Origin of the sequence: Streptomyces sp. NPDC051051, from assembly GCF_040682975.1 — a bacterium.
Lineage (GTDB): Bacteria > Actinomycetota > Actinomycetes > Streptomycetales > Streptomycetaceae > Streptomyces.
Window position 1 is genome coordinate 17,109 of the sequence record NZ_JBFBCB010000055.1, and the last position, 23,443, is coordinate 40,551.

Below are 23,443 nucleotides of genomic sequence, written 5' to 3' on the forward strand. Positions count from 1 at the left end.
GTGAGTCAGGTCCTCCACACACCGCCCCAGGCGCGGGCCGAGGCCCATGAAGACCTCGCGGCCCTCGCGGCCCGGCACGGCCTCTCGGTCAGCGGCGCCCGCCCCTCCCTGCCCGAGTACATCCGCCAGCTGTGGGCGCGCCGGCACTTCATCACCGCGTTCGCCACGGCCAAGCTCACCTCGCAGTACAGCCAGGCGAGGCTGGGCCAGGTCTGGCAGGTGATGACCCCGCTGCTGAACGCGGCCGTGTACTACTTCATCTTCGGGGTCCTGCTCCAGACCAAGAAGAACGTCCCGGACTACATCCCCTTCCTGGTCACGGGGGTGTTCATCTGGACGTTCACGCAGAGTTCGATCATGGCGGGCACCAAGGCGATCTCGGGCAACATCGGCCTGGTGCGGGCGCTGCACTTCCCCCGGGCCGCACTGCCGATCTCGTTCTGCCTCCAGCAGTTGCAGCAGTTGCTGTTCTCGATGGCCGCCCTGGTGCTGATCCTGCTCGTCGTGGGGGTGCCGCCGGCCCTGTCCTGGCTGCTCGCGATCCCCGCGCTGACGCTCCAGTTCACCTTCAACGCGGGCGTCTCGCTGATCCTGGCGCGCCTGGGTGCGAAGACCCCGGACATCGCCCAGCTGATGCCGTTCGTGCTGCGCACCTGGATGTACGTCTCGGGCGTGATGTGGAGCATCGACATCCTGCTCAGCCGGCACAGCGACCTGCCGTCCTGGGTCGCCGACGTGCTGCGGGCCAACCCGACGGCGGTCTACATCGACCTGATGCGGTTCGCGCTGATCGACAGTTTCCACGCCGACAGCCTCCCGCCGCACGTATGGGCGACCGCGGTCGGCTGGGCGCTGCTGGCGGGCGTCGGCGGCTTCATCTACTTCTGGAAGGCTGAGGAGACGTACGGCCGTGGCTGACAACACGACACCGACCCGCATCACAGACGGCACCGGCACCGGCACCGCCGGCGAACGCGTCCCCACCGTCATCGCCGACGGCGTCGACATCGTCTACCGCGTCAACGGCACCACCGGGGGCCGCGGTTCCGCCACCGCCGCCCTGAACCGCATCGTGCGCCGCAAGAAGAGCGAGAAGGCGGCGGGCGTCCGCACGGTGCACGCCGTCAAGAACGTCTCCTTCGTGGCGTACAAGGGCGAGGCGATCGGCCTGATCGGCACCAACGGCTCGGGCAAGTCGACGCTGCTCAAAGCGGTCGCGGGCCTGCTGCCGGTGGAGAACGGCAGGATCTACACCGACGGTCAGCCGTCCCTCCTCGGCGTCAACGCGGCCCTGATGAGCGATCTGACCGGCGAACGCAACGTCCACCTGGGCGGCCTGGCCATGGGCATGACCCGGGAGCAGATCAAGGAGCGCTACCAGGAGATCGTCGACTTCTCGGGCATCAACGAGAAGGGCGACTTCATCTCCCTGCCGATGCGCACGTACTCCTCCGGCATGGGCTCCCGGCTGCGGTTCTCCATCGCCGCCGCCAAGGACCACGACGTCCTCCTCATCGACGAGGCGCTGGCCACCGGCGACGCGAAGTTCCGGCAGCGGTCGGCGGACCGCATCCGCGCGATGCGCGAGCACGCCGGCACGGTCTTCCTGGTCAGCCACAGCAACGGCTCGATCCGCGAGACCTGCGAGCGGGTGCTGTGGCTGGAGCGCGGCGAGCTGCGCATGGACGGCCCGACCGAGGAGGTCCTCAAGGAGTACGAGGCGTTCACCGAGCCGAAGAAGAAGCGCCCGGCCGCGGCGAAGTCCTGACGCCCCGCCCACACCGGTCCGGGAAAAAAAGGGGGGTGCCCCCGAGCCGCACGAGGCTCGGGGGCACCCCCCTTTTCGTCCCGGTTCTACGAGTGCGTCCGCAGCAGCGTCCGCATGGTCCGCATCGCCACCGACAGGTTGGCGAGGTCGAAGGTCTCCGAGCTCTGGATCTCCTCCAGCGTGGTGCGCGCCCGGCCCAGGATCGCCGCGTTCTTCTCCTCCCACGCCGTGAACCGCTGCTCGGGCGTCGAGGTGCCGTTGCCGACGGCCAGGACGTCCGCGGTGAGCGCCGCGTGGGCCGCGTACAGGTCCTCGCGGATGGAGGCGCGGGCCATGGACTGCCAGCGGTCGGCGCGCGGCAGCTCGATGATGCGGTCCATGAGCTGGGTGATGTGCAGCCGGTCGGCGAGGTCGTAGTACACCTCGGCGACGTCCAGCGGGTCCCGGTCCATGCGGTCGGCCACCGACACGATGTCGAGGGCGGGGAACACGGACGAGAACCCGGCGACCCGGGTGGCGACCTCGTCGGGCACGCCGGCGCCGGTCAGCTCGTCGTAGATCTGCTGCCACCACTCCAGGTCCGCGCCGCGCAGCAGCTTCGTCAGCTGCCCCCAGACCTGCTCGACGCGGTCGGCGAAGAAGTCGACGGTCTCGGCGAGCTGCACCGGCTGCGGCCGGTTGTTGAGCAGCCAGCGGGTGCCGCGTTCGACCAGGCGGCGCGAGTGCAGCCGGATGCGGGTCTGGACGGCGGCCTCGACCTGGTTGTCGAGCTCCTCGACCGCGTCCCACACCGGCGCCGAGCGGAAGATCGCCCGGGCCGCGGTCTGCGCCCGCACGATCTCCTCCAGCGAGGCGCCGGTCTCCTCCCGCAGACGGTGCAGGTAGGTCGTACCGCCGGTGTTGACGGTGTCGTTGACCAGGACCGTCGTGGTGATCTCGCGGCGCAGCGGGTGGTTGTCGATCTGCTCCGCGAACTGCTCGCGCAGCGCGGTCGGGAAGTACGAGTACAGCAGTCCGCGCAGGTGGGGGTCCTCGGGCAGCGAGGTGCGCAGCAGCTCGTCCGACACCGTGATCTTCGTGTACGCCATGAGGACGGCCGTCTCGGGCCCGGTCAGGCCGTGACCGGAGGAGAGCCGCTCACGGATCTGCCGGTCGGTGGGCAGGAACTCCAGCGCCCGGTCGAGGTGGCCCTCGCGGACCAGGTGGCGCATGAAGCGCTGCTGGGCGTGGAGCATGTCCTTGGACTGGGCCAGGGCGTTGGCGATGGCGGTGTTCTGCGCGTAGTTGTTGCGCAGGACGAGGGCGCCGACCTCGTCGGTCATCTCGGCGAGCAGCTTGTTGCGCTGCTTGACCGTCATGTCGCCGTCGGTGACCAGGCCGTTGAGCAGGATCTTGATGTTCACCTCGTGGTCGGAGGTGTCCACGCCCGCGCTGTTGTCGATGGCATCGGTGTTGATCTTGCCGCCGCCGCGCGCGTACTCGATCCGGCCGAGCTGGGTCAGGCCCAGGTTGCCGCCCTCGCCGACGACGCTCGCGCGCAGGTCGGCGCCGTCGACGCGGATGGCGTCGTTGGCCTTGTCGCCGACGTCGGCGTTCGACTCCGCCGACGACTTCACGTACGTACCGATGCCGCCGTTCCACAGCAGGTCCACCGGCGCCTTGAGGATGGCCTTCATCAGGTCGGCCGGGGTCACCTTGGTGACCTTGTCCTCGATGCCGAGGGCCGCCCGGATGTGCGCGTTGACGGGGATCGCCTTCGCCGTGCGGGGGAAGACGCCGCCGCCCGCCGACAGCAACGCGGTGTCGTAGTCGGCCCAGCTGGAGCGCGGCAGCTCGAACAGGCGGCGGCGCTCGGCGTAGGAGGTCGCCGCGTCGGGCTCGGGGTCGATGAAGATGTGGCGGTGGTCGAAGGCGGCCACGAGCCGGATGTGCTCGGAGAGCAGCATGCCGTTGCCGAACACGTCACCGGACATGTCCCCGATGCCGACGACGGTGAAGTCCTCGACCTGCGTGTTCACGCCCAACTCGCGGAAGTGCCGCTTCACGGACTCCCAGGCGCCGCGGGCGGTGATGCCCATCGCCTTGTGGTCGTAGCCCGCGGAGCCTCCGGAGGCGAAGGCGTCACCGAGCCAGAAGTCGTACGACTGCGCGACCTCGTTGGCGATGTCGGAGAACGTCGCCGTGCCCTTGTCGGCGGCGACCACCAGGTAGGTGTCGTCCTCGTCGTGCCGGACGACGTCGGCCGGCGGCACGACCTCCCCGGCGACCATGTTGTCGGTGATGTCGAGCAGCGCCGAGATGAACGTCCGGTAGCTGGCGATGCCCTCGGCGAGCCAGGCGTCCCGGTCGACGCCCGGGTCGGGCAGCTGCTTGGCGACGAAGCCGCCCTTGGCGCCGACCGGCACGATGACGGTGTTCTTCACCATCTGCGCCTTGACCAGGCCGAGGACCTCGGTGCGGAAGTCCTCACGCCGGTCGGACCAGCGCAGGCCGCCGCGCGCGACCTTCCCGAACCGCAGGTGCACGCCCTCCACCTGCGGCGAGTACACCCAGATCTCGAAGGCGGGGCGCGGCGCCGGCAGGTCGGGGATGGCCTGCGGGTCGAACTTCATCGACACGTAGTCGTGCGGGGCGCCGTCCGCGGTGCACTGGAAGAAGTTCGTGCGCAGGGTCGCCTTGATGACGGTGAGGAAGGACCGCAGGATCCGGTCCTCGTCGAGGGAGGCCACCTGGTCGAGGGCGGCGTCCAGCTCCTCCAGCAGCGCGTCGACGATCTCGCGCCCGGCGCGCTGCCGGTCGGGCGACATCCTCGCCTCGAACAGCGAGACGAGCAGCCGGGTGGTGTGGACGTTCGTGCGGAGGGTGTCCTCCATGTAGTCCTGGCTGAAGGTGGAACCGGCCTGCCGCAGGTACTTCGCGTACGCCCGCAGCACCATCGCCTGCCGCCAGCCGAGCCCGGCGCTCAGCACCAGGGCGTTGAAGCTGTCGTTCTCCGCCTTGCCGGTCCAGGTGGCGGCGAACGCCTCCTGGAACCGCTCGCGCCCGTCGTCGCCGAGCTGGTCGCCGGCGCCGCCGCCCAGCGACTTGGGCAGCCGCAGGCCGAAGTCGTAGATCCAGGCGACACTGCGGTCGGAGCAGCGCAGCTCGTAGGGCCGCTCGTCGACGACCTCGACGCCGAGCCGGTTGAGCACCGGCAGCACCGCCGACAGGGAGATCGAGTCACCCTTGCGGTAGATCTTGAAGCGGCGCTCGTCGGGGGCGGCGCCCACCGGCTCGTACAGGCTGAGCGAGAAGTTCTGCTCCTCGGTGAGCCGCTCGATGTGGACGAGGTCGGCGACCGCGGAGCGCGGCGTGTGATCGGCCTTGTAGCCCTCGGGGAAGGCGTTGCTGTAGCGGCGCAGCAGCTCCGCCGTCCGCTCCTCGCCGAGTTCGGCGTTGAGCGCGTCCTGGAAGGCGTCCTCCCAGGAGCGGGCCGCCTCGACGAGCCGCGCCTCGATGCGTTCCTTGTCGCCGTCGGACAGCTGCGGCAGCTCGGTGCCCTGCGGGACCCGGACGACGAAGTGCAGGCGGGACAGGATCGACTCGGTGTTCCAGGCGGTGAAGTCGACGCTGATGCCGCCCAGTTCCTCCTTGAGGATGTCGATGATCCGCAGCCGTACGCCGGTGGTGTAGCGGTCGCGGGGCAGGTAGACGAGGGCCGAGTAGTAGCGGCCGTACTCGTCCTGGCGCAGGTAGAGCCGCAGCCGGCGCCGCTCCTGGAGGTAGAGCACGGACGTGACGATGGAACGCAGTTCGTCGACCGGCGTCTGGAACAGCTCGTCGCGCGGGTAGGTCTCCATGATCTGGAGCAGGTCGCGCCCGTCGTGGCTGTTGGGCGAGAACCCGGCGCCCTTCAGCACACTGTCGACCTTGCGGCGCACGACCGGCACCCGCAGCACGGACTCGGTGTAGGCGGCGGAGGAGAACAGCCCGAGGAAGCGGCGCTCACCGACGACGTTCCCCTCGGCGTCGAACTTCTTGACGCCGATGTAGTCCAGGTACGACGGCCGGTGCACGGTGGCCCGGCTGTTGGCCTTGGTCAGGATGAGCAGCTTGTGCTCGCGCGCCTTGGCGCGGGCGTCGGCCGGGAGCCGCTCGAAGGAGGGGCTGACCGGGTGGGCGTCGCCCTCGGCGTGATGCGGGTCGGAGCGCAGGATGCCGAGCCCGGTGCCGGGGACGGCCGCGAGGGAGTCGTCGGCGCGCAGCTGGTACTCGCGGTAGCCGAGGAAGGTGAAGTGGTTGTCGGCCAGCCAGCGCAGCAGCTCGCGGGCCTCCTCCACGTCGGGCGAGGCCAGGTCGCCGGGCACGGGCTCGCCCGGCAGGTCGTCGGCGATCCGCAGGGCGGCGTCGCGCATCTTCTCCCAGTCCTCGACGGCCTCGCGGGCGTCGGACAGGACACGCAGCAGGTCGGCGGTGATCTGCTTGAGGTCGGCGCGGTCGGTCTCGCGGTCCGTCTCGACGTGGATCCAGGACTCGATGTGCGCGTCGTGCGGCAGGTCGGCGGCGGCCGGGGGCGCCTTGAGCACCTCGATGAGCCGGCCGGTGACGTCCCTGCGGACGACGACCTGCGGGTGGATGACGAGGTGGATCCCGCGGCCCTGACGGGTCAGCTCGTTCGTCACGGAGTCCACGAGGAAGGGCATGTCGTCGGTGACGACCTCGACGACGGAGTGGCTGCACGTCCAGCCGTTCTCCTCGACGGTCGGCGTGTGGACGCGCACGTTCGCGGTGCCCTGGGGGCGGTTCTCCGCCAGTCGGTAGTGCGAGAAGGCTGCTCCGAAGACATCGACCGGGTCGCGGTCGGTGAGGTCCTCCGCAGCGGTGTGCAGGTAGTAGCGCTGGAGGAACGAGAGCACGGACGCGTGGTCCGGCGTGCCCGGGATCCCCGGACCGCCCTCGCCCGTCGTCCCGGTCGGTAGGTGCCCTCCGACCGGACTGTTCTCAGCGACCCGGGCCGCCCGTTCGAGCAGCTCGGCCTTGGCTTCGTCCAGCTTGGTCTGCATTGTCCTCTGGCTCCTGTCGCGCGCCGTTGCGTGACGTAGAAGGAAGTACGGTCTCTTCCCCTGCGGCTCGACGCCACGGCCCGGGGTCTCCGGGCTGTTCCGACGCTATGCCGCAGGATGAGAGGAGCGGGGGGTTATCAGCCATTCCCGACGTGTCCCGCAGGTGTGACGCTGCTCTCCGCGCCGCCTGCTCGTGGGGTGTGTACGGCGTCCTGGGGGCCCTGGTGGCCCCGTCCCGCCCGCGAGGACCAGCGACTGACGCCCGGCTGCGGATGTCGTCCGCACGCACCGGGCGCGGGGCAGGGGCAACCGCACCCCCGCGAGCTATCGCGCTGATCACGCCACCAAGGCTATCGCTCCCCACCGGGGGCCCGTCATGAGCCGTATGTGTACAAAACCGGGGGTGGAAGTTTGACGTTCTGCACAGGGGTGCGGCGGGGAGTGGTGTGTGAAGGGACGGACCGGAACCGTCGGAACCAGGGGGGCGGGCGGGGCGGCGGGGCACGCGGAAGCCGGGAGGGCGGGAAGGGCGCGTGGCGGGAAGACGGCACGGCGGGAAGACGGCATGGCGGGCGGGTGCGGGAAAAGTCGACGCCGGTCCCGGCCCCGGGCACTCTGAGAGCGACCCACCTCTTGGCGAGGCCGCGCCCAGGAGGCAGGTTGCCCAAGGAGAGCGCCCGCCCGAGAGGAGCCGCCCGACATGACCACGAAGATCCTCATCGTCACCGGCGACGCAGCGGAGTCCCTGGAAGTCCTCTACCCCTATCAGCGCCTGCGCGAGGAGGGCTACGAGGTCCACATCGCCGCTCCCGCCCGCAAGCAGCTCCGCTTCGTCGTCCACGACTTCGAACCAGGCTTCGACACCTACACCGAGAAACCCGGCTACACCTGGCCCGCCGACCTCGCCTTCTCGGAGGTCGACCCCGGCGCGTACGCCGCCGTCGTGATCCCCGGCGGACGCGCCCCCGAGTACCTGCGCAACGATCCCGAGCTGCGCAAGATCCTCAAGTCGTTCTTCGACACGGACAAGCCGGTCGCCCAGATCTGCCACGGGCCGCTGCTGACCGCCGCGGTGGACGGGCTGTCGGGCCGCCGCGTCACGGCGTACCCGGCTCTGGAACTCGACATGCAGAGCGCCGGCGCGACCTTCCAGGACGCCGAGGCGGTCGTCGACGGCACGCTGGTCTCCTCCCGGGCCTGGCCGGACCACCCCGCGTGGATGCGCGAGTTCCTGAAGGTGCTGCGCACGAAGGCACCGGCGACCTGACGGGGCCGGCGCACGGCCTCCCTCGCACGGGTCGCGTCGCACGGCTTCCGCCATCCGGCCCGGCCCCGGCCCCGGCTCGGCGGTGCGGCCCTCCCGGCGGCGCCGCACCCGGGGCACCCCGACAGGCGGCGATCCGGGGGACACCCCGTCAGGCGGCCATCCGCTCCGCCGTCTCGACGGCCTCCTGGAGGGTGTCCACCACGGGCACGCCGACGCCCTCCAGGCTGGCCCGGCCGTGCGACCCCCCGGTGTACAGCACGGCCCGCGCGCCCACGTGCAACGCCGCCACCGCGTCGTCGGCGGCGTCCCCGATGACCACGGTGCGCTCCACGTCGACCTCGGCCAGGGTTTCCAGATGGCGCACCATGTGCTCGGCCTTGCTGCCGCCGGACGGCCCGGTCCGCCCGTCGACGCGGACGAAGTACGGCTCGATCCCGAACCCCCGGACCAGCGGGACCAGCTCGTCGTGCACGTACATGCTCAGCAGCGACTGGCTGCGGCCCGCCGAACTCCATCCGGCGAGCAGCTCCGCCGCCCCGGTGGTGAGCCCGCACCGCACCCGGTGCTCGGCGTAGTACCGGTGGAAGACCTCGTCCATGACCTGCCACTCGGCGTCGGTGGGCAGTCTGCCCAGCAGCCGCTCGTAGAACTTGGGCACCGGTACGCAGTACAGCGCCCGGTACCGCTCGAGCGTGATCGGCTCCAGCCCCAGCTCGACGAACGCCGCGTTCGTGGCTCCGATGATGGCGTCGTTGTCGTGGAACAGCGTCCCGTTCCAGTCCCACACGATGTGTGCCCCGGCCTGCTTCCCCATACCCGCAAACGTACCCGCCCCCACCGACACCCGGGACAGCGGTGACTCGGGACAGCGGTGACTCGCGCCACGGGACCACCGGGCGCCGGGCCCTCGGTCCAAGGCGCGTGGTCCAGGGCCCACGGTCCGGGTCCGGGTCCGTCGGTCCCGTCCTCAGCGTTCGGATTCCACCAGGTTGGCGATCTCCTGCACGGCGAACCACAGCAGTTCGTGATCCTCGGCGCCGTCGACCACGAACTGGGCGTCGTCGTCACCGGCGTCAGCCGCCGGCAGCGCCGCGACCGCGGCGGTCACGTCGGCCTCCGCGTCGTCGGCGTCGATGTGCACGGCGGCCGCCTTGGCCAGTCGCACGGGTCCGGTCACCCGGACCTCGCCGAGCGCCGCCGGGTCCAGGGCGCGGTCGGGGTCCGACACGGCCGCGCCGTCCGGTACGTCGACGGCGACCACCACGCGCCGCCGGGGCGCCGCGGGGTCCGACGCCAGCAGCCGCAGCGAGGCGAGCGCGGCCCGGCCGAGGGCCGCGTACTCCAGTTCCTCGATGTCGTCGGAGACGTACCACTCGCGCAGTCCGGGCGTGACGGCACAGGCGACGAGCTGCCCGGACGACCCCAGTTCTCCCGTCGTGTGCGCCTCGGCAAGACCGGGGAGGGTCAGGGGGACGTAGACGCGCATGATGGGCCGCTCTTTCGTGGTCGAAGGCTCCGCTCGGTGTCCCCCGCATCTCCGGAGGGCCTCCAGGATACGTGCGGGCGTCCTCTATTCGGGTCCCTGTCCGCGCCTTCCCGGACGTCCACCCCGCGCCTCGTAATTCACCCCCCACACCGCCCCCACCTGGACTTCTCCCCTCCCTCACCACCCTGATAGGTGAAACCGCCCGACCCGCAACCACCACTTTCAGCTCACTTGCCGTCACACAGTGCGACCGAGTACAAGATCTCCAGCGCAAGTTACCGCCTGGTAGGCGATGTCGGCCGGGCCCAGTGAACGGGGACAACCATGAACAAGGTCATGACGAGGACGCAGCGCACTCCCGGCGGCCGCCCGCCCGGCCGCGGCGACACCCGCCGCCCCGCCGGCACCCCGCCCCGGGTCCCGAGCGGCGGGACCCGCCCGGCCCCCGCCGGCGGCCGTCCGCCCGGCTCACCCGGCACCCTCCCCTCCGCCCGCACCCGCCCCGCCGACAACCGCCCCAGCACCACCGTCGGCGCACCCCGCGCCACACCGCTCCCCACGACACACACGACGACGCACACCGTTCCCGCCCAGAGCCCCCGCAGGTCCCTCGTCCAGCCCGGACAGCCCAGCCCCACCGATCTCTTCGCCGACCGGCTCCTCGCCGTCCTCAGCGGCCGCCGCCCCGTCCACTCGATGCTCCGGCACACCGTCGGCCGCGCCTACGACGACCTGGCGCACCTCGCCGAGAGCGGCCCCCTGCGCACCACCCGCGGCACCCACCCCGTCGTACGCGACATCGGCTACTACGTCGCCCGTCCCGGCGCCCTGGAGGTCTTCGCCCGCATCGGCGCGGGTGACCGCCTGCGTGCGATGGCGTTCCGCCTGGAGCGCGGCACGGACCGCCGCTGGCGGTGCACGGCGGTGGAACTCGGCGGCCCCCGCAGGCCCCACACCGACAACGACTGAGCAGCCCTTCCCCGCCACGCCGGGAGAACGGGGCGAGCGGCACACCGCCCCGCGAACGCCGACGGGCCGGACCACCCTCGGGTGGTCCGGCCCGTGACGACCATGACTACTTCTTACGAGAACTACTTCTTACGACGCCGTCCGGCCTTCGCCTGCTTGCGCCGCTCCGCGCGCGTCAGACCGTCCGCCTCCGAGCGCACGGGCTCCTCGTCGCTCTCGAAGTCACCCTCGACGGTGCCGCCCTCGCCGTCCACGGTCGGCGCCGAGAAGTGCAGGTTGCGCCGCTGCGGGGCGTCCAGACCCTTGGCGCGGATCTCCGGACGAGCCTGCGCCGGCACCACGTCCTGCTTCTCCATGTCGACCGGCGCCGCGTCCTCGACCGGCACCTCCTCGACCTGCTGCTCGACCTGGACCTCCAGGTTGAACAGGTAGCCGACGGACTCCTCCTTGATGCCGTCCATCATCGCGGAGAACATGTCGAAGCCCTCACGCTGGTACTCCACCAGCGGGTCCTTCTGCGCCATCGCGCGCAGGCCGATGCCCTCCTGGAGGTAGTCCATCTCGTAGAGGTGCTCACGCCACTTGCGGTCCAGGACCGACAGCACGACCCGCCGCTCCAGCTCACGCATGATCTCGGAACCGAGCTGCTTCTCCCGCGACTCGTACTGCTCGCGGATGTCGTCCTTGATCGACTCGGCGATGAACTCGGCGGTGAGCCCCGCGCGGTCGCCGGCCGCCTCCTCCAGCTCCTCCACGGTGATCTTCACCGGGTACAGCTGCTTGAAGGCGCCCCAGAGCCGGTCCAGGTCCCAGTCCTCGGCGAAGCCCTCGGCGGTCTCCGCCGACACGTACGCGTCGATCGTGTCGTCCATGAAGTGGTGGATCTGCTCCTGAAGGTCCTCGCCCTCCAGGACACGACGCCGCTCGCCGTAGATGACCTCGCGCTGACGGTTGAGGACCTCGTCGTACTTCAGGACGTTCTTGCGCGTCTCGAAGTTCTGCGTCTCGACCTGCGACTGCGCGGACGCGATGGCCCGCGTGACCATCTTGTTCTCGATCGGCACGTCGTCCGGCACGTTCGCCATGGACATCACGCGCTCCACCATCTGCGCCTTGAACAGACGCATCAGGTCGTCGCCCAGCGACAGGTAGAAGCGGGACTCGCCAGGGTCACCCTGACGGCCGGAACGACCACGCAGCTGGTTGTCGATACGCCGCGACTCGTGCCGCTCGGTACCCAGCACGTACAGCCCGCCGAGCTCCTCGACCTGCTCCTTCTCCGCCTTGACGGCCTGCACGGCCTTCTCCAGGGCGGCCGGCAGCGCCGCGGCCCACTCCTCGATGTGCTCCTCCGGGTCGAGACCGCGCTGGCGCAGCTCCGCCTCCGCGAGGTCCTCCGGGTTGCCGCCCAGCTTGATGTCCGTACCACGACCGGCCATGTTCGTGGCCACCGTCACAGCGCCCTTGCGGCCCGCCTGCGCGACGATCTGCGCCTCACGGTCGTGCTGCTTGGCGTTCAGCACCTCGTGCTGGATGCCCCGCTTGCTGAGCTGCTGGGACAGGTACTCGGACTTCTCGACCGACGTCGTACCGACGAGGATCGGCTGGCCCTTCTCGTGCTTCTCGGCGATGTCGTCGACGACCGCCTCGAACTTCGCGACCTCGGTGCGGTAGATGAGGTCCGACTGGTCCTTGCGGATCATCGGCTTGTTCGTCGGGATCGGCACCACGCCGAGCTTGTAGATCTGGTGGAACTCGGCGGCCTCGGTCATCGCCGTACCGGTCATGCCGGACAGGCCCGGCAGTTCCTTGCCGTCGTGGTCGTGGCGCTTGTACAGGCGGAAGAAGTTCTGCAGGGTGATCGTCGCGAGCGTCTGGTTCTCGTCCTTGATGTCCACCCCTTCCTTCGCCTCGATCGCCTGGTGCATGCCCTCGTTGTAGCGGCGGCCCGCGAGGATACGGCCGGTGTGCTCGTCGACGATCATGACCTCGCCGTCGATGACGACGTAGTCCTTGTCCTTCTTGAAGAGCTCCTTCGCCTTGATGGCGTTGTTCAGGTAGCCCACCAGAGGCGTGTTCACCGACTCGTAGAGGTTGTCGATGCCCAGCCAGTCCTCGACCTTGGCGACACCGGTCTCGTGGATGGCGACCGTGCGCTTCTTCTCGTCGACCTCGTAGTCGCCGGTCTCCTCGATGCCCTTGAGCGGGTTGCCCGCCTCGCCTCGCTTGAGACGCAGGACCAGCTTGGCGAAATCGCCGTACCACTTCGTCGCCTGGTCCGCCGGACCCGAGATGATCAGCGGCGTACGCGCCTCGTCGACCAGGATGGAGTCGACCTCGTCGACGATCGCGAAGTTGTGGCCGCGCTGGACGAGCTCGTCCTGGGACCATGCCATGTTGTCGCGCAGGTAGTCGAAACCGAACTCGTTGTTCGTGCCGTACGTGATGTCGCAGGCGTACATCTCGCGGCGCTGGGCCGGCGTCATGTTGGCGAGGATGCAACCGACCGACAGCCCGAGGAACTTGTGGACACGGCCCATCATCTCGGAGTCGCGCTCGGCCAGGTAGTCGTTGACCGTGATCAGGTGAACGCCGTCACCCGACAGGGCGTTCAGATACGCGGGCAGCGTGCCCACCAGGGTCTTGCCCTCACCGGTCTTCATCTCGGCGACATAGCCGAGGTGCAGGGCGGCACCACCCATGATCTGCACGTCGTAGTGACGCTGGCCCAGCACGCGCTTGGCGGCCTCACGCACCGTGGCGAACGCCTCCGGCAGCAGGTCGTCCAGCGTCTCGCCGTCGGCGTACCGCTGCTTGTACTCATCGGTGAGGGCCCGCAGCTCGGCGTCGGAGAGGTCGACGAAGTCCTCTTCGATGGAGTTGACCTGGTCCGCGATGCGGTGCAGCTTGCGCAGGATCTTGCCTTCGCCTGCACGCATGATCTTCGAGAGGACGGACACGGGGGTTGGTCTCCTTGCCGGTCGGGCCTGGGACGGTCGGTTTCATTTGACTTACTGAGCAACGGCCATCGTATGCGAGGACCCCGCCACGCCGGGAGGCCTGCCGTGACGCGGACCGCACACCGCCTCACGGCGGCGCAGGATTTCTCCGTCACAGGCACAACGGCCGGGCCCCGCCGATGGTGCCGCGCCCGCCGGACGAATTGCGCAAAAAGTGACCACCCGCTCACCCACCGCGAAAGGATGGCGCCCGCACCGGCCCCGCGCGCAGAATCGGCCGATGGAACCCGTCACCCTCACCACCGACCGCCTCGTCCTGCGCCCGGTCGGCCCCCGGGACACCGACGCGGTCCACGCCGCCGCCCAGGACCCCGACATCCAGCGCTGGACCACCATCCCCTCCCCCTACCGCGCCGAACACGCCCGCGGCTTCACCGGACAGCTCGCCCCCGAAGGCTGGGCGAACCGCACGGTGTTCACCTTCGGCGTCTTCCTCCCCGACGGCAGCCTCACCGGCCTCCTCAGCCTCACCATGCGCTCCCTCGACACCGCCGAGATCGGCTTCTGGACCACCAGGGAACACCGCGGCCACGGCTACACCACCGAGGCCACCGTCACCGCCTCCCGCTGGGCCTTCACCCACCTCGCCGTCGACCGCGTCGAATGGCGCGCGGAGGTCGGAAACACCGCCTCCCTCGCGGTCGCCCGAAACGCCGGCTTCACCCTGGAGGGCACCCTGCGCTCCGCGATCAACAACAAGGGCGTACGACGCGACTGCTGGGTGGCCTCCCTGCTCCCCTCCGACCTCGGCCTGCCCTCGACGGCCCCCTACCTCCCGGCACCGGCGCACCCCGGCCCCGCCTCCGACCCCACCTGAGCACGGGCGACCCGCAGCCCGGTACCGACTGTCAGACCCACCCCCTATCGTGCGCAGCATGACGACACCGCCCCCCGCCACCGAACTCTCCGCGGACGAGGCCCGCCGCATCGCCCTGCGCGCCCAGGGCTTCCTCGGCGCCCCCGACCGCAGAGCCGGCGTCCGCGGCGTCCTGCGCCACCTCGGCGCCGTCCAGCTCGACACCATCTCCGTCCTCGCCCGCTCCCACGAACTCATCCCCTACGCCCGCCTCGGAGCCGTCGGCCGCACCACCGTCGAGGACGCCTACTGGAAGCCCACCCCCGGCACACCCGACGCCCGGCCCCACGCCTTCGAGTACTGGTCCCACGCCGCGTGCATCCTCCCCATCGAGGAGTGGCCCCACTTCGCCTTCCGCCGCCGCGCCTACCGCAACCGCCCGCACTGGCACCACGCCCTCCCCGACGGCACCTACGACCAGGTCGTCAAGCAACTGCGCACCGAGGGCCCCCTCACCGCCACCGAACTGGGCGGCGCCAAGAAGACCAGCGAGTGGTGGGACTGGTCCGGCACCAAGGTCGCCGTCGAACGCGCCCTGATGTACGGCGAAGTGGTCTGCGTCGAACGCCGCGGCTGGAAACGGGTCTACGACCTCGCCGAACGCGCCGTCCCCGCCGACCTGCTGCACGACGAACTCGACGACGCCGAATGCCTGCGCCGCCTGGTCGGCCTCGCCGGCCGCGCCCTGGGCGTCGGCACGCGCGCGGACATCGCCGACTACCACCGCCTCAAGGGCGAACAGGTCGACGCGGTGATCGCCGACTCCGGTCTGGTCCCGGTCACCGTCGCCGGCTGGGGAAAACCGGCCTGGGCCGACCCGGCGGCCCTGGAGACGGCGCCCCGCGGCCGCCACCGCACGACGCTGCTGTCCCCGTTCGACTCCCTCATCTGGGAACGGGCCCGCACCGAGCGCATCTTCGGCTTCACCCACCGCCTGGAGGCCTACGTGCCCAAACCCAAGCGGATCCACGGCTACTTCGCCATGCCGGTACTCGCCGGCGGCCGGCTCGTCGGCCGCGTCGACCCCGCCCGCGAGGGCCGCACCCTCGTCGCCCGGCAGATCACCCTGGACGGCCCCAAGGCCGTCCCCGCCGTCGCACAGGCCCTCGCCGAGGCGGCGAGCTGGGTGAACTGCACGGACGTACGAGTGGAACGCGTCGACGCTCCCGAACTGCGCGGCCCCCTCACCCAGGAACTCGCCCGGATCCTGGGCTGACCGCCACCCCGACCGCGCGGAGCCCTGCACAGGGCCACCGCACACGACCACCGCTCCGGGACCAACGCATCGAAACCACCGGAGCCACCGGAGCCACCGGAGCCACCGGAGCTACCGGATCTCGAGAATCTTCTCCCGCATCGCATACACCACCGCTTCCATCCTGGAGTGCAGCTGCAACTTCTCCAGAATGTTCCGCACATGGTTCTTCACGGTGTTCTCGGAGATGAACAACTCCTTGGCGATGTCCCGGTTGTTCATCCCCGTCGCGACAAGCTTGAGCACTTCCAGCTCACGGTCCGTCAACCGCGGCGCGGGCACCAGCCTGCGCTCATCGGTGCGCTGGATCATCGATTTGAACTCGGTCAGCAGTTTCGACGCCATCGAGGGACTGATCTGCGACTGCCCGTCCGCCACCGCCCGAATGGCCGTGGACACCTCGTCCGTGGAGATCTCCTTCAGGAGATAACCCGTCGCACCCGCCTTGATCGCCTCGTAGAGATCGGCCTCCTCGTCGCTGATCGTCAACATGATGATCTTCGCGCTGGGAGCCACCTCCTTGATCGAGGTGCACGCCTCGATACCCCCGCGCTTCGGCATCCGTACGTCCATCAGCACGATGTCGGGCAGCAGATCGGCCGCCTTGTCCACGGCCTCCGCCCCGTCCCCCGCCTCCCCGACGACCTGGATGTCCTCCTCCGCGGCAAGCACGATCTCCAGCCCGCGGCGGAACAGGGCGTGATCGTCCACCACCAGAACCCTGATCGGCTCCTTGCGGGAAGCGCCTCCGTCCGGGCCCGTGCCGACGACGCCCTCGACGGCATCCCCGTCATGCATCGGTCCGAAGCTGTCCGCCATCGTTCCTCCCCCTGAAGGCTGTGGCCGTGGTCGCGTGCCATCGTCAACGCAAGGCAACGACCCACCGGTTGAGCCGTTGCCGCCATGATTCCATGCCCGGACGACAACCCGGTGACGAAGCGGTGCCCGAAGGGGCGCACAGGGGTGCCCCTGGGGGCGCACACGCGCTCCAGGGGCACCTGTTCAGCTGTCACCGGGGCGGGGTCAGCCGCCCAGCGCGCCGCCCGCCTCGGGGGTCGCGGCCTGGGCGACCATCGGGTCCGTGTTGAGGTGGATCACGCCGTAGTCGTAAGCGTGCCGCCGGTAGACGACGCTCGGCTCCTTCGTCTCGGAGTCGACGAAGAGGTAGAAGTCGTGCCCGACCAGCTCCATCTCGTAAAGAGCCTGGTCAAGAGTCATGGGGGCGGCCACATGGGTCTTCTCGCGCACCACGAGCGGGCCGTCGCCCTGCACCTCGAGCGACCCGATCTTCTTCGTCGGCACGCTGTCGGACTCTTCGGACGGGACGGGGTGGCCATTGCTGCCGAGGGTCGCGACGCCCGGTACGTGGTCGGCGACCTCCGCCGCCGAGATCCGCCGCGCGCCGCGCCGGGTGTAACGCTTGTCGTGCTGCTTGCGCAGCTGGGCATCCAGCTTCTCCGCCGCCAGATCGAGTGCCGCGTACGGGTCGCTGGCCGCTGCCTCCGCACGGATCACCGGACCGCGGGAGCGGAGCGTGATCTCCACTCGGTCGCACCGGTCGGCCTGTCGGGGGTTCGGCTCCTTGGACACCTCGACGTCGAGGCTCATCACCTTGCCGTCGAGCTTCTGGATCTTCTCCAGGTTCAGCTTCTCGGCCACGTGCTTGCGGAACCGCTCGGGCACCTCGGTCTTGCGGCCCTTGACGACGATGTCCACGCAGAACTCCGTTCCCGGATCGCTCCGCATCAGCGGCGGAGCATCTCCCTTTTGCACCAGGTTCCGGTGGACACCGGAACCTCGGACTCGGTGACTTCCACCTCCTCCTCCCCCATGGGCGAGATCTCCACCCCAGATGCCACGGTGATTACCTCAAAGCGCAGCACGGCATTCGGATTCGAGAGGTCTGGCCTGCGGCTTTCCCTCACAACCGAACATATCTCGCCCGGACGGATGTCGTCACCCTCTACTGCCGCGTACCCCCGTTCAGGTGAATTGGTCCTCTCAATACCTGCAACGACACCGACCCTCGGTCAGTTCCGGTTTATTTCGAAAGCGCCCGGCGGCGCCGCGACAACGGCCGCGCAGAGCAGGCAGGCGGACCGTGCCGCGCCCGGCATCCGCACCAGCACCGGGTCCGTACCTCCCTTCCGCGCTTCGGACGGTCGTACTCCACTGCCTTCCCGGGCAGCGCTGTCGTACACAGCGGCCACGCACTCTTCACCCACCGCCCGGCCGGCCGGCCCAGCCCGGTGCGTGTCCGCCGCCGCCGGGCCGACCGACTCGGCGGCCCGGTGCGTCTCCAACGCCGCCCGCACGGCACGCGCGGCCTCGGCGAGAGAGGCACCGGTCGTCACCAGGTCGTCGACGAGCACCACCGCGTCCGCACCGCACAGCAGCCGCGCGCCACCGGCCGCCACCGCCAGCGCGCCGAACAGATTGTCCAACCGCTGCTGAGAGTTGAGCCCCGTCTGATCGGCCACCACCCGCCGCTGCCGCAACACCGCGGCCACCCGCACCGGCGCCCCGGTCGCCCGCAGCTCCGCCGCCGCGGCCAGCGCGATCCGCCGGGCCGGATCATGACCCCGGGAACGGGTGGCCCGGCGCGCGGAGGGGACGGGGACGAGAAGCACGGCTCCCAATGGGGGTGGGGGCCCCTCCCCCGCCTCCCCCTCCCCCGCCTCCCTCAGCCCCACCCGCACCGCCCCCGCCAGCGCCGTCCCCAGCGGTCGCGTCAGCGCCAGCGCGCCGCGCTCCTTGTGGGCCAGCAGCACGGCCCGTACCTCGTCCGCGTACCGGGCGGCCGCGTGCACGGCGGGCAGCCCGGGCGGCTCGGGGTCCGGCCGGACCCGGCGGGGCATGGTGCCGTGGAGCGCGGCGCGGCACCAGTGGCAGAGCACGGTGCGCGCCGTGCCGCAGCCGCCGCACTCGGCCGGGAGGACCAGGCCGGAGAGGTCCTGCCACCACCGCCGAACGCTTTCCACACCGATCACTGTGCCGAGGCCGGGGAGGGCCTGCCACCCCTGTGGAAAAGGTCTGCCGCGGGCCTGTGGAAAGTCCCGGAGGGCCCGAAGGACCAGGCCCGGCGAGCATGATGCCGGACGAGGATCAGGCCTGCCGGGTGCGCCGGCCCGACCCCCGTCGGAACGCGGCCGTCCTCACCCCGGGTAGAACGCGACGGAGCCGGTCTCCTTCAGCGTCCGCCAGCCGCTCCCGCCGGGCAGCCACAGCAGGCCCTCCTTCGAGGTGGCGAAGAGGGGAGCCTCGCTGTCCTCGGAGGCGGCGATGCTCGTGACCTCGGTGAGGCCGGGGAGCGTGCCGGTCTCGGGGATGGAGCCGTCGCTCTGGACGTACTGGACCTGTTCGACTCCGCCGGCTTCGCGGCCGACGACGACGAGCCTGTTGTCCCCGGCCCACGACATGGCGGTGACCTGTTCCAGGTCGGGGGTCGCGGAGCGCAGTTCCCGGACGGCGACGGTGGGCCGTTCGCCGCTCCTGTCGTGTTCGATCCGCCCGATGAGCAGGGACTGCTTGCCGCCCTGGTCGACGACGAGCGCGATCCGTACGCCGTCGGCGGCGACCCGTACGGTGTTGATCCGTCCGTCGAGGCCGGGGGTGAGGACCTGCAGCGGCTCGCCGCCGCCCTTCTCCAGGAGGAGCAGGCGCGGGTCGGCGGGGTCGCGGTCGGCGACCCACAGGTCGCCCTGGGCGTCCCAGCTGGGGGTGGTGAGCCGGTCGGTCTCGGTTTTCCCCTTGCTCAGGAGGACGGGTTCGCCGAGGGAGTTGCCGGCGACGGTGGAGGTGACGTAGAGCGCCTTGCCGTCGAGGGCGACGCCTGCCGCGCTGTGTTCGTCGCGGGACACGGCGACCGAGCGCAGGGCCTGGGTGCCGTCGCCGAGTGCGCCGGGTACGGCTTCGGATCCGGCGCTGTCGCCGGCGTTCGTCCTGCGTACCAGGCGGTGGTGGGCGTCGATGAAGTACAGGTAGTCGGGTCGGCGTTCCGCTCCGCGTTCGGCGACGGCGGCGGCCCGGTCCTCGGTGAGGGAGCAGAGCTGGTTTCCGCCGGCGCGTACTTCGACCTCGTCGACGATGGGGTTGAGGCTCTGGAGGGTGAACAGCAGTTGCGCGGCCATTTCGTCGCACTTGCCGTGGCCGATGCGGGCCGCCTTGTCGTTGAGCGGCACGGTGAGCTTGTTCTGGTCGTCGGGTGCCAGGGAGGTGACGCCGGCGGTGAGGGCGGTGCCGGTGGGGAAGCTGGAGCGGACGACGGGGCGCAGCCAGCTGGTGGGCCCGTTGAGCAGGGAGCGCACCATCTCGGTCATGGGGTCGACGCGTTCGCGGACGTAGACGGGGTCGGCGACGGCCATGGGTTGTCCGGAGCCGGCGGAGGTGGTGTGGGAGGCGAAGTAGTACTTGTTGAGCGACATGTAGTTGCGCTGGAAGTCGGACTTGCCCATGACGACGCCTTCGGGCAGCGCGTCGATGCGCCAGTGCCCGGTCTTCTTGTCGCGCGTCAGGTGCACCGTCTGGTCGTAGTCGCCGGAGGCGGGGGTGTAGGACTGCTGGGCGTCGATGGTGGCGACGCGGGTGCCGGTCAGCCGGAAGGCGAAGTCGTCGCCGTTCTCCCTGCTGCCGGAGCGGTCGGCCTGGGTGCCCGGCCCGTCCGCGAGGACCGTGGTGGAGCGTTCGGGTCTCCACTGCTGTGCGGCGCTGGGGGTGAGGTACTGGCGCGCGGTGGAGTAGCCGGGGTCGTCGCTGGTCAGGGCTTCGAGGAAGCCCTGGACGATCTCGGCGGGCGGAGCGTCGTCGCGGGGCGGCATGGCGAAGACCCGGACCTGTGTCTCCTGGCGGGGGGTGGATTCGACGCCGCGCAGGTCGCCGCTGTCGGGCATCGAGGCGCATCCCGCCAGCAGTACGACGCCACACACGGCGTACGCCGTCCCGCGCACCGGCGTGCGCCGGCGTCCCCCCTCGCGGTCAGCGCCCACGGAATGCCTCCCCTTGTTCTTTCGCGCCGTCGGTTTCCCTGTCCGTCCGGCTCGTTCCGCCGGGTGTCCCACCATGTGCCCCGTCCCCGGTGGGCGGGTCCGGTGGGCGGGTGTCGGAGGCGGGCCGGGGCACGACGCGCGCGCCGTTGCCGGGCAGTGCCGTCGGGTCGGCGGTGGCGGCCACGGTGCCCTGTCGGGGTGTCAGGGGTGCCCGTCCGGGTGGACGCTGCTCACGGGCGGGCTGGAGGGGCACGGTGGCGCTCTTCTCGCTTCCGCCGCGCGGTAGGCCTGCTTCGTTGAGTCCGCGGTTGCGGCGGGAGTCCTTGGGTTCCAGGGGTATCGGTGAGCCCCGCAGGGGTTCGTCCGCGGTCCTGGGCAGGGTGAGCCGGAACTGTGAGCCGCCTCCGGGTTCGCCCCAGGCCTGGAGCCAGCCGCCGTGCAGGCGGGCGTCCTCCAGGGCGATGGACAGTCCGAGGCCGGTGCCGCCGGTGGTACGCGCGCGTGCCGGGTCGGCGCGCCAGAAGCGGCTGAACACGCGGGTGGCCTCACCGGGCTTGAGTCCGACGCCGTAGTCGCGGACGGCGATGGCGACGGCTCCGCCGGCGCTGGCGAGTTTGACGACGACGTCCTTGCCGTCGCCGTGTTCGACGGCGTTGACGACGAGGTTGCGCAGGACGCGTTCCACCCGGCGGGCGTCGGCTTCGGCGACGACGGGCTGCTGGTCGCCGCGGACGCGTATGGACGTGCCCTTGCGTTCGGCGAGCGGTGCGGCTCCGCTGACGACACGGCGTACGACTTCGCGCAGGTCGACGGGTTCGGCCTCGAGGGCGGCGGCGCCCGCGTCGAAGCGGCTGATCTCGAGGAGGTCGGCGAGGAGGGATTCGAAGCGGTCGAGCTGGTCGGCGAGGAGTTCCGCCGAGCGGGCGGTGACGGGGTCGAAGTCCTCGCGGGCCTCGTGGATGACGTCGGCGGCCATCCGTACGGTCGTCAGGGGTGTGCGCAGCTCGTGCGACACGTCGGACACGAACCGCCGTTGCATCCGTGACAGGTCCTCCAGCTGCTGGATCTTGAGCTGGAGGTTCTGCGCCATCTTGTTGAAGGCTTCGCCGAGTCGTGCGATGTCGTCCTCGCCGGTGACCTTCATGCGTTCCTGGAGGTGTCCGGCGGAGAGGCGTTCGGCGATGCCGGCGGCCATCCGCACGGGAGTGACGACCTGCCGTACGACGAGCCAGGCGATGGCTCCGAGGAGGACGACGACGAAGAGTCCGGCGGTGGCGAGGGTGCCCCTGACGAGGCTGAGGGACTTCTCCTCCTGGGTGAGCGGGAAGAGGTAGTACAGCTCGTAGGGGTCGCCGTTGGGGTCGTTGACCCGTTTGCCGATGACGAGGGCCGGCTGGGACTCCTTGTCGCTGAGGTAGATGATGCGGGAGTACCTCTGGACGGCGCCGGTGCTGCTGTTGACGCGTTCGCGCAGGACGTCGGGGACGCTCTTGTTGGGGTCGACGGAGCCGGAGGCCCGTGGTCCGCGTCCACCGCCGCCGCTGTCGTCGCCGGGGGGCAGGGTGACCACGTCGAAGGCGCCCTGGCCGCCGCTGGACAGCGACAGCACGAGTTCGCTCATCCATTCGATGACGTTCTGGGAGCCGCGGCCGTCCGGGCTGTTTCCGGCGTCGGCGGCGGCGCCGGCCGCTTCGTCGGCCTTCTGCTTGGCCACGGCGAAGCCGCCGGTGGCCTGGCTCTGGGAGGCCTTGACCTTGGCGTCGAGCAGCCCGTTGCGTACCTGCCCGATGACGACGAAGCCGAGCAGCAGGACGACGCCCAGCGACATCAGCAGGGTCGTGGCGACGACCTTGAGCTGGATGTTGCGCCGCCACAGCCGCATGACGGGCAGCAGCGGCCTGCGTATCCAGCGCAGCAGCAGCCGCAGGACGGGGCTGTTGCGCACGCCGCCCTGGAGGAGCCCGCCGGCGAAGAGGTGGGCGAAGCGCGATCCCGTCTGCCGCGGGCCGACAGGCCGCTCCGGACGGGCCCCGGACCGGCCGGGGGCCGAAGCGGCACTGTCCTTGGACATGTCAGCTCGGTCCGGCCTTGTAACCGACGCCACGGACGGTCACCACGATCTCCGGCCGCTCCGGGTCCTTCTCGACCTTGGAGCGCAGCCGCTGTACGTGCACGTTGACCAGGCGGGTGTCGGCGGCGTGCCGGTAGCCCCACACCTGCTCGAGCAGCACTTCCCGCGTGAACACCTGCCAGGGCTTGCGGGCCAGCGCGACCAGCAGGTCGAACTCCAGCGGGGTCAGCGCGATCGACTGCCCGTCGCGTTTCACGGAGTGGCCGGCCACGTCGATGACGAGGTCACCAATGGTGAGCTGCTCGGGAGCGGGCTCCTCGGACCTCCGCAGCCGGGCCCGGATCCGGGCGACCAGCTCCTTCGGCTTGAACGGCTTCACGATGTAGTCGTCGGCGCCCGATTCGAGGCCCACGACGACGTCGACGGTGTCGCTCTTGGCCGTGAGCATGACGATCGGCACCCCGGACTCCGCCCTGATCAGGCGGCACACCTCGATGCCGTCCCGTCCGGGCAGCATCAGGTCCAGCAGCACCAGGTCGGGCTTCGCCTCACGGAAAGCAGCCAGCGCCTTGTCGCCGTCGGCTACGAAAGACGGCTCAAAACCTTCACCACGCAACACGATGCCGAGCATCTCGGCCAGTGCGGTGTCGTCGTCGACGACAAGGACTCGTCCCTTCATAAACGACATCATCCCATTCTCATAACAGTGACAGTGGCGCTGGTG

General features: G+C 70.4%; 16 protein-coding genes. 6 read left to right on the forward strand and 10 right to left on the reverse strand.

Annotated features, from left to right (window positions below; genetic code table 11):
- Nucleotides 1–918, forward strand: a complete 918-nt coding sequence (locus AB0N31_RS30685) for an ABC transporter permease (RefSeq protein ID WP_366061721.1) — start codon at nt 1–3, stop codon at nt 916–918.
- Nucleotides 911–1,768 (forward strand): ABC transporter ATP-binding protein, encoded by an 858-nt coding sequence (locus AB0N31_RS30690; protein ID WP_366061722.1) that lies wholly within the window; start codon nt 911–913, stop codon nt 1,766–1,768. Before AB0N31_RS30685 ends, AB0N31_RS30690 begins: the two co-directional genes overlap by 8 nt.
- 86 nt (nt 1,769–1,854) lie before the next feature.
- On the opposite strand, the gene AB0N31_RS30695 is transcribed toward AB0N31_RS30690, so the two are convergent.
- A complete protein-coding gene (locus tag AB0N31_RS30695) occupies nt 1,855–6,810 on the reverse strand; it encodes an NAD-glutamate dehydrogenase (protein WP_366061723.1) in 4,956 nt (1,651 codons plus the stop codon).
- Nucleotides 6,811–7,510: 700 nt separating this feature from the next.
- On the opposite strand from AB0N31_RS30695, the gene AB0N31_RS30700 reads away from it, so the two are divergent.
- Nucleotides 7,511–8,077 (forward strand): DJ-1/PfpI family protein, encoded by a 567-nt coding sequence (locus AB0N31_RS30700; protein ID WP_366061724.1) that lies wholly within the window; start codon nt 7,511–7,513, stop codon nt 8,075–8,077.
- A gap of 148 nt (nt 8,078–8,225) precedes the next feature.
- On the opposite strand, the gene AB0N31_RS30705 is transcribed toward AB0N31_RS30700, so the two are convergent.
- Both AB0N31_RS30705 and AB0N31_RS30710 read right to left on the reverse strand, forming a co-directional pair.
- Nucleotides 8,226–8,891: an HAD hydrolase-like protein gene (locus AB0N31_RS30705; RefSeq protein WP_366061726.1), complete on the reverse strand. Its 666-nt coding sequence runs from the start codon at nt 8,889–8,891 to the stop codon at nt 8,226–8,228.
- A 153-nt stretch (nt 8,892–9,044) separates the two neighbouring features.
- Nucleotides 9,045–9,563, reverse strand: coding sequence for a hypothetical protein (locus tag AB0N31_RS30710; protein WP_366061727.1), 519 nt, complete (start codon nt 9,561–9,563; stop codon nt 9,045–9,047).
- 324 nt (nt 9,564–9,887) lie between these two features.
- Here AB0N31_RS30710 and AB0N31_RS30715 point away from each other — a divergent pair, with 324 nt between their 5' ends.
- Nucleotides 9,888–10,532 (forward strand): Rv3235 family protein, encoded by a 645-nt coding sequence (locus AB0N31_RS30715; protein ID WP_366061728.1) that lies wholly within the window; start codon nt 9,888–9,890, stop codon nt 10,530–10,532.
- Nucleotides 10,533–10,654: 122 nt separating this feature from the next.
- Here AB0N31_RS30715 and secA read toward each other — a convergent pair whose 3' ends face one another.
- Nucleotides 10,655–13,492: a preprotein translocase subunit SecA gene (gene secA, locus AB0N31_RS30720; RefSeq protein ID WP_366061729.1), complete on the reverse strand. Its 2,838-nt coding sequence runs from the start codon at nt 13,490–13,492 to the stop codon at nt 10,655–10,657.
- Nucleotides 13,493–13,772: 280 nt separating this feature from the next.
- On the opposite strand from secA, the gene AB0N31_RS30725 reads away from it, so the two are divergent.
- Both AB0N31_RS30725 and AB0N31_RS30730 read left to right on the forward strand, forming a co-directional pair.
- Nucleotides 13,773–14,369, forward strand: coding sequence for a GNAT family N-acetyltransferase (locus AB0N31_RS30725; protein WP_366061730.1), 597 nt, complete (start codon nt 13,773–13,775; stop codon nt 14,367–14,369).
- 58 nt (nt 14,370–14,427) lie between these two features.
- On the forward strand, nt 14,428–15,624 hold the full coding sequence (locus AB0N31_RS30730; protein WP_366061731.1) for a crosslink repair DNA glycosylase YcaQ family protein: 1,197 nt from the start codon (nt 14,428–14,430) through the stop codon (nt 15,622–15,624).
- A gap of 111 nt (nt 15,625–15,735) precedes the next feature.
- Here AB0N31_RS30730 and AB0N31_RS30735 read toward each other — a convergent pair whose 3' ends face one another.
- From AB0N31_RS30735 to mtrA, 6 genes are all read right to left on the reverse strand, one after another.
- A complete protein-coding gene (locus AB0N31_RS30735) occupies nt 15,736–16,482 on the reverse strand; it encodes a response regulator transcription factor (RefSeq protein ID WP_366061732.1) in 747 nt (248 codons plus the stop codon).
- 204 nt (nt 16,483–16,686) lie between these two features.
- On the reverse strand, nt 16,687–17,412 hold the full coding sequence (gene raiA, locus AB0N31_RS30740; protein WP_366061742.1) for a ribosome-associated translation inhibitor RaiA: 726 nt from the start codon (nt 17,410–17,412) through the stop codon (nt 16,687–16,689).
- 281 nt (nt 17,413–17,693) lie between these two features.
- Nucleotides 17,694–18,644 (reverse strand): ComF family protein, encoded by a 951-nt coding sequence (locus AB0N31_RS30745; RefSeq protein ID WP_366061733.1) that lies wholly within the window; start codon nt 18,642–18,644, stop codon nt 17,694–17,696.
- Between the two features lie 174 nt (nt 18,645–18,818).
- Complete coding sequence (locus tag AB0N31_RS30750; RefSeq protein WP_366061734.1) at nt 18,819–20,648, reverse strand: LpqB family beta-propeller domain-containing protein; 1,830 nt, start codon at nt 20,646–20,648, stop codon at nt 18,819–18,821.
- Nucleotides 20,638–22,719: an MtrAB system histidine kinase MtrB gene (mtrB, locus tag AB0N31_RS30755; RefSeq protein WP_366061735.1), complete on the reverse strand. Its 2,082-nt coding sequence runs from the start codon at nt 22,717–22,719 to the stop codon at nt 20,638–20,640. The genes AB0N31_RS30750 and mtrB overlap by 11 nt, the downstream gene beginning before the upstream one ends.
- Before the next feature lies 1 nt (nt 22,720).
- Nucleotides 22,721–23,410, reverse strand: coding sequence for a two-component system response regulator MtrA (gene mtrA / locus AB0N31_RS30760; protein WP_005316841.1), 690 nt, complete (start codon nt 23,408–23,410; stop codon nt 22,721–22,723).
- Between the last annotated feature and the right edge of the window lie 33 nt (nt 23,411–23,443).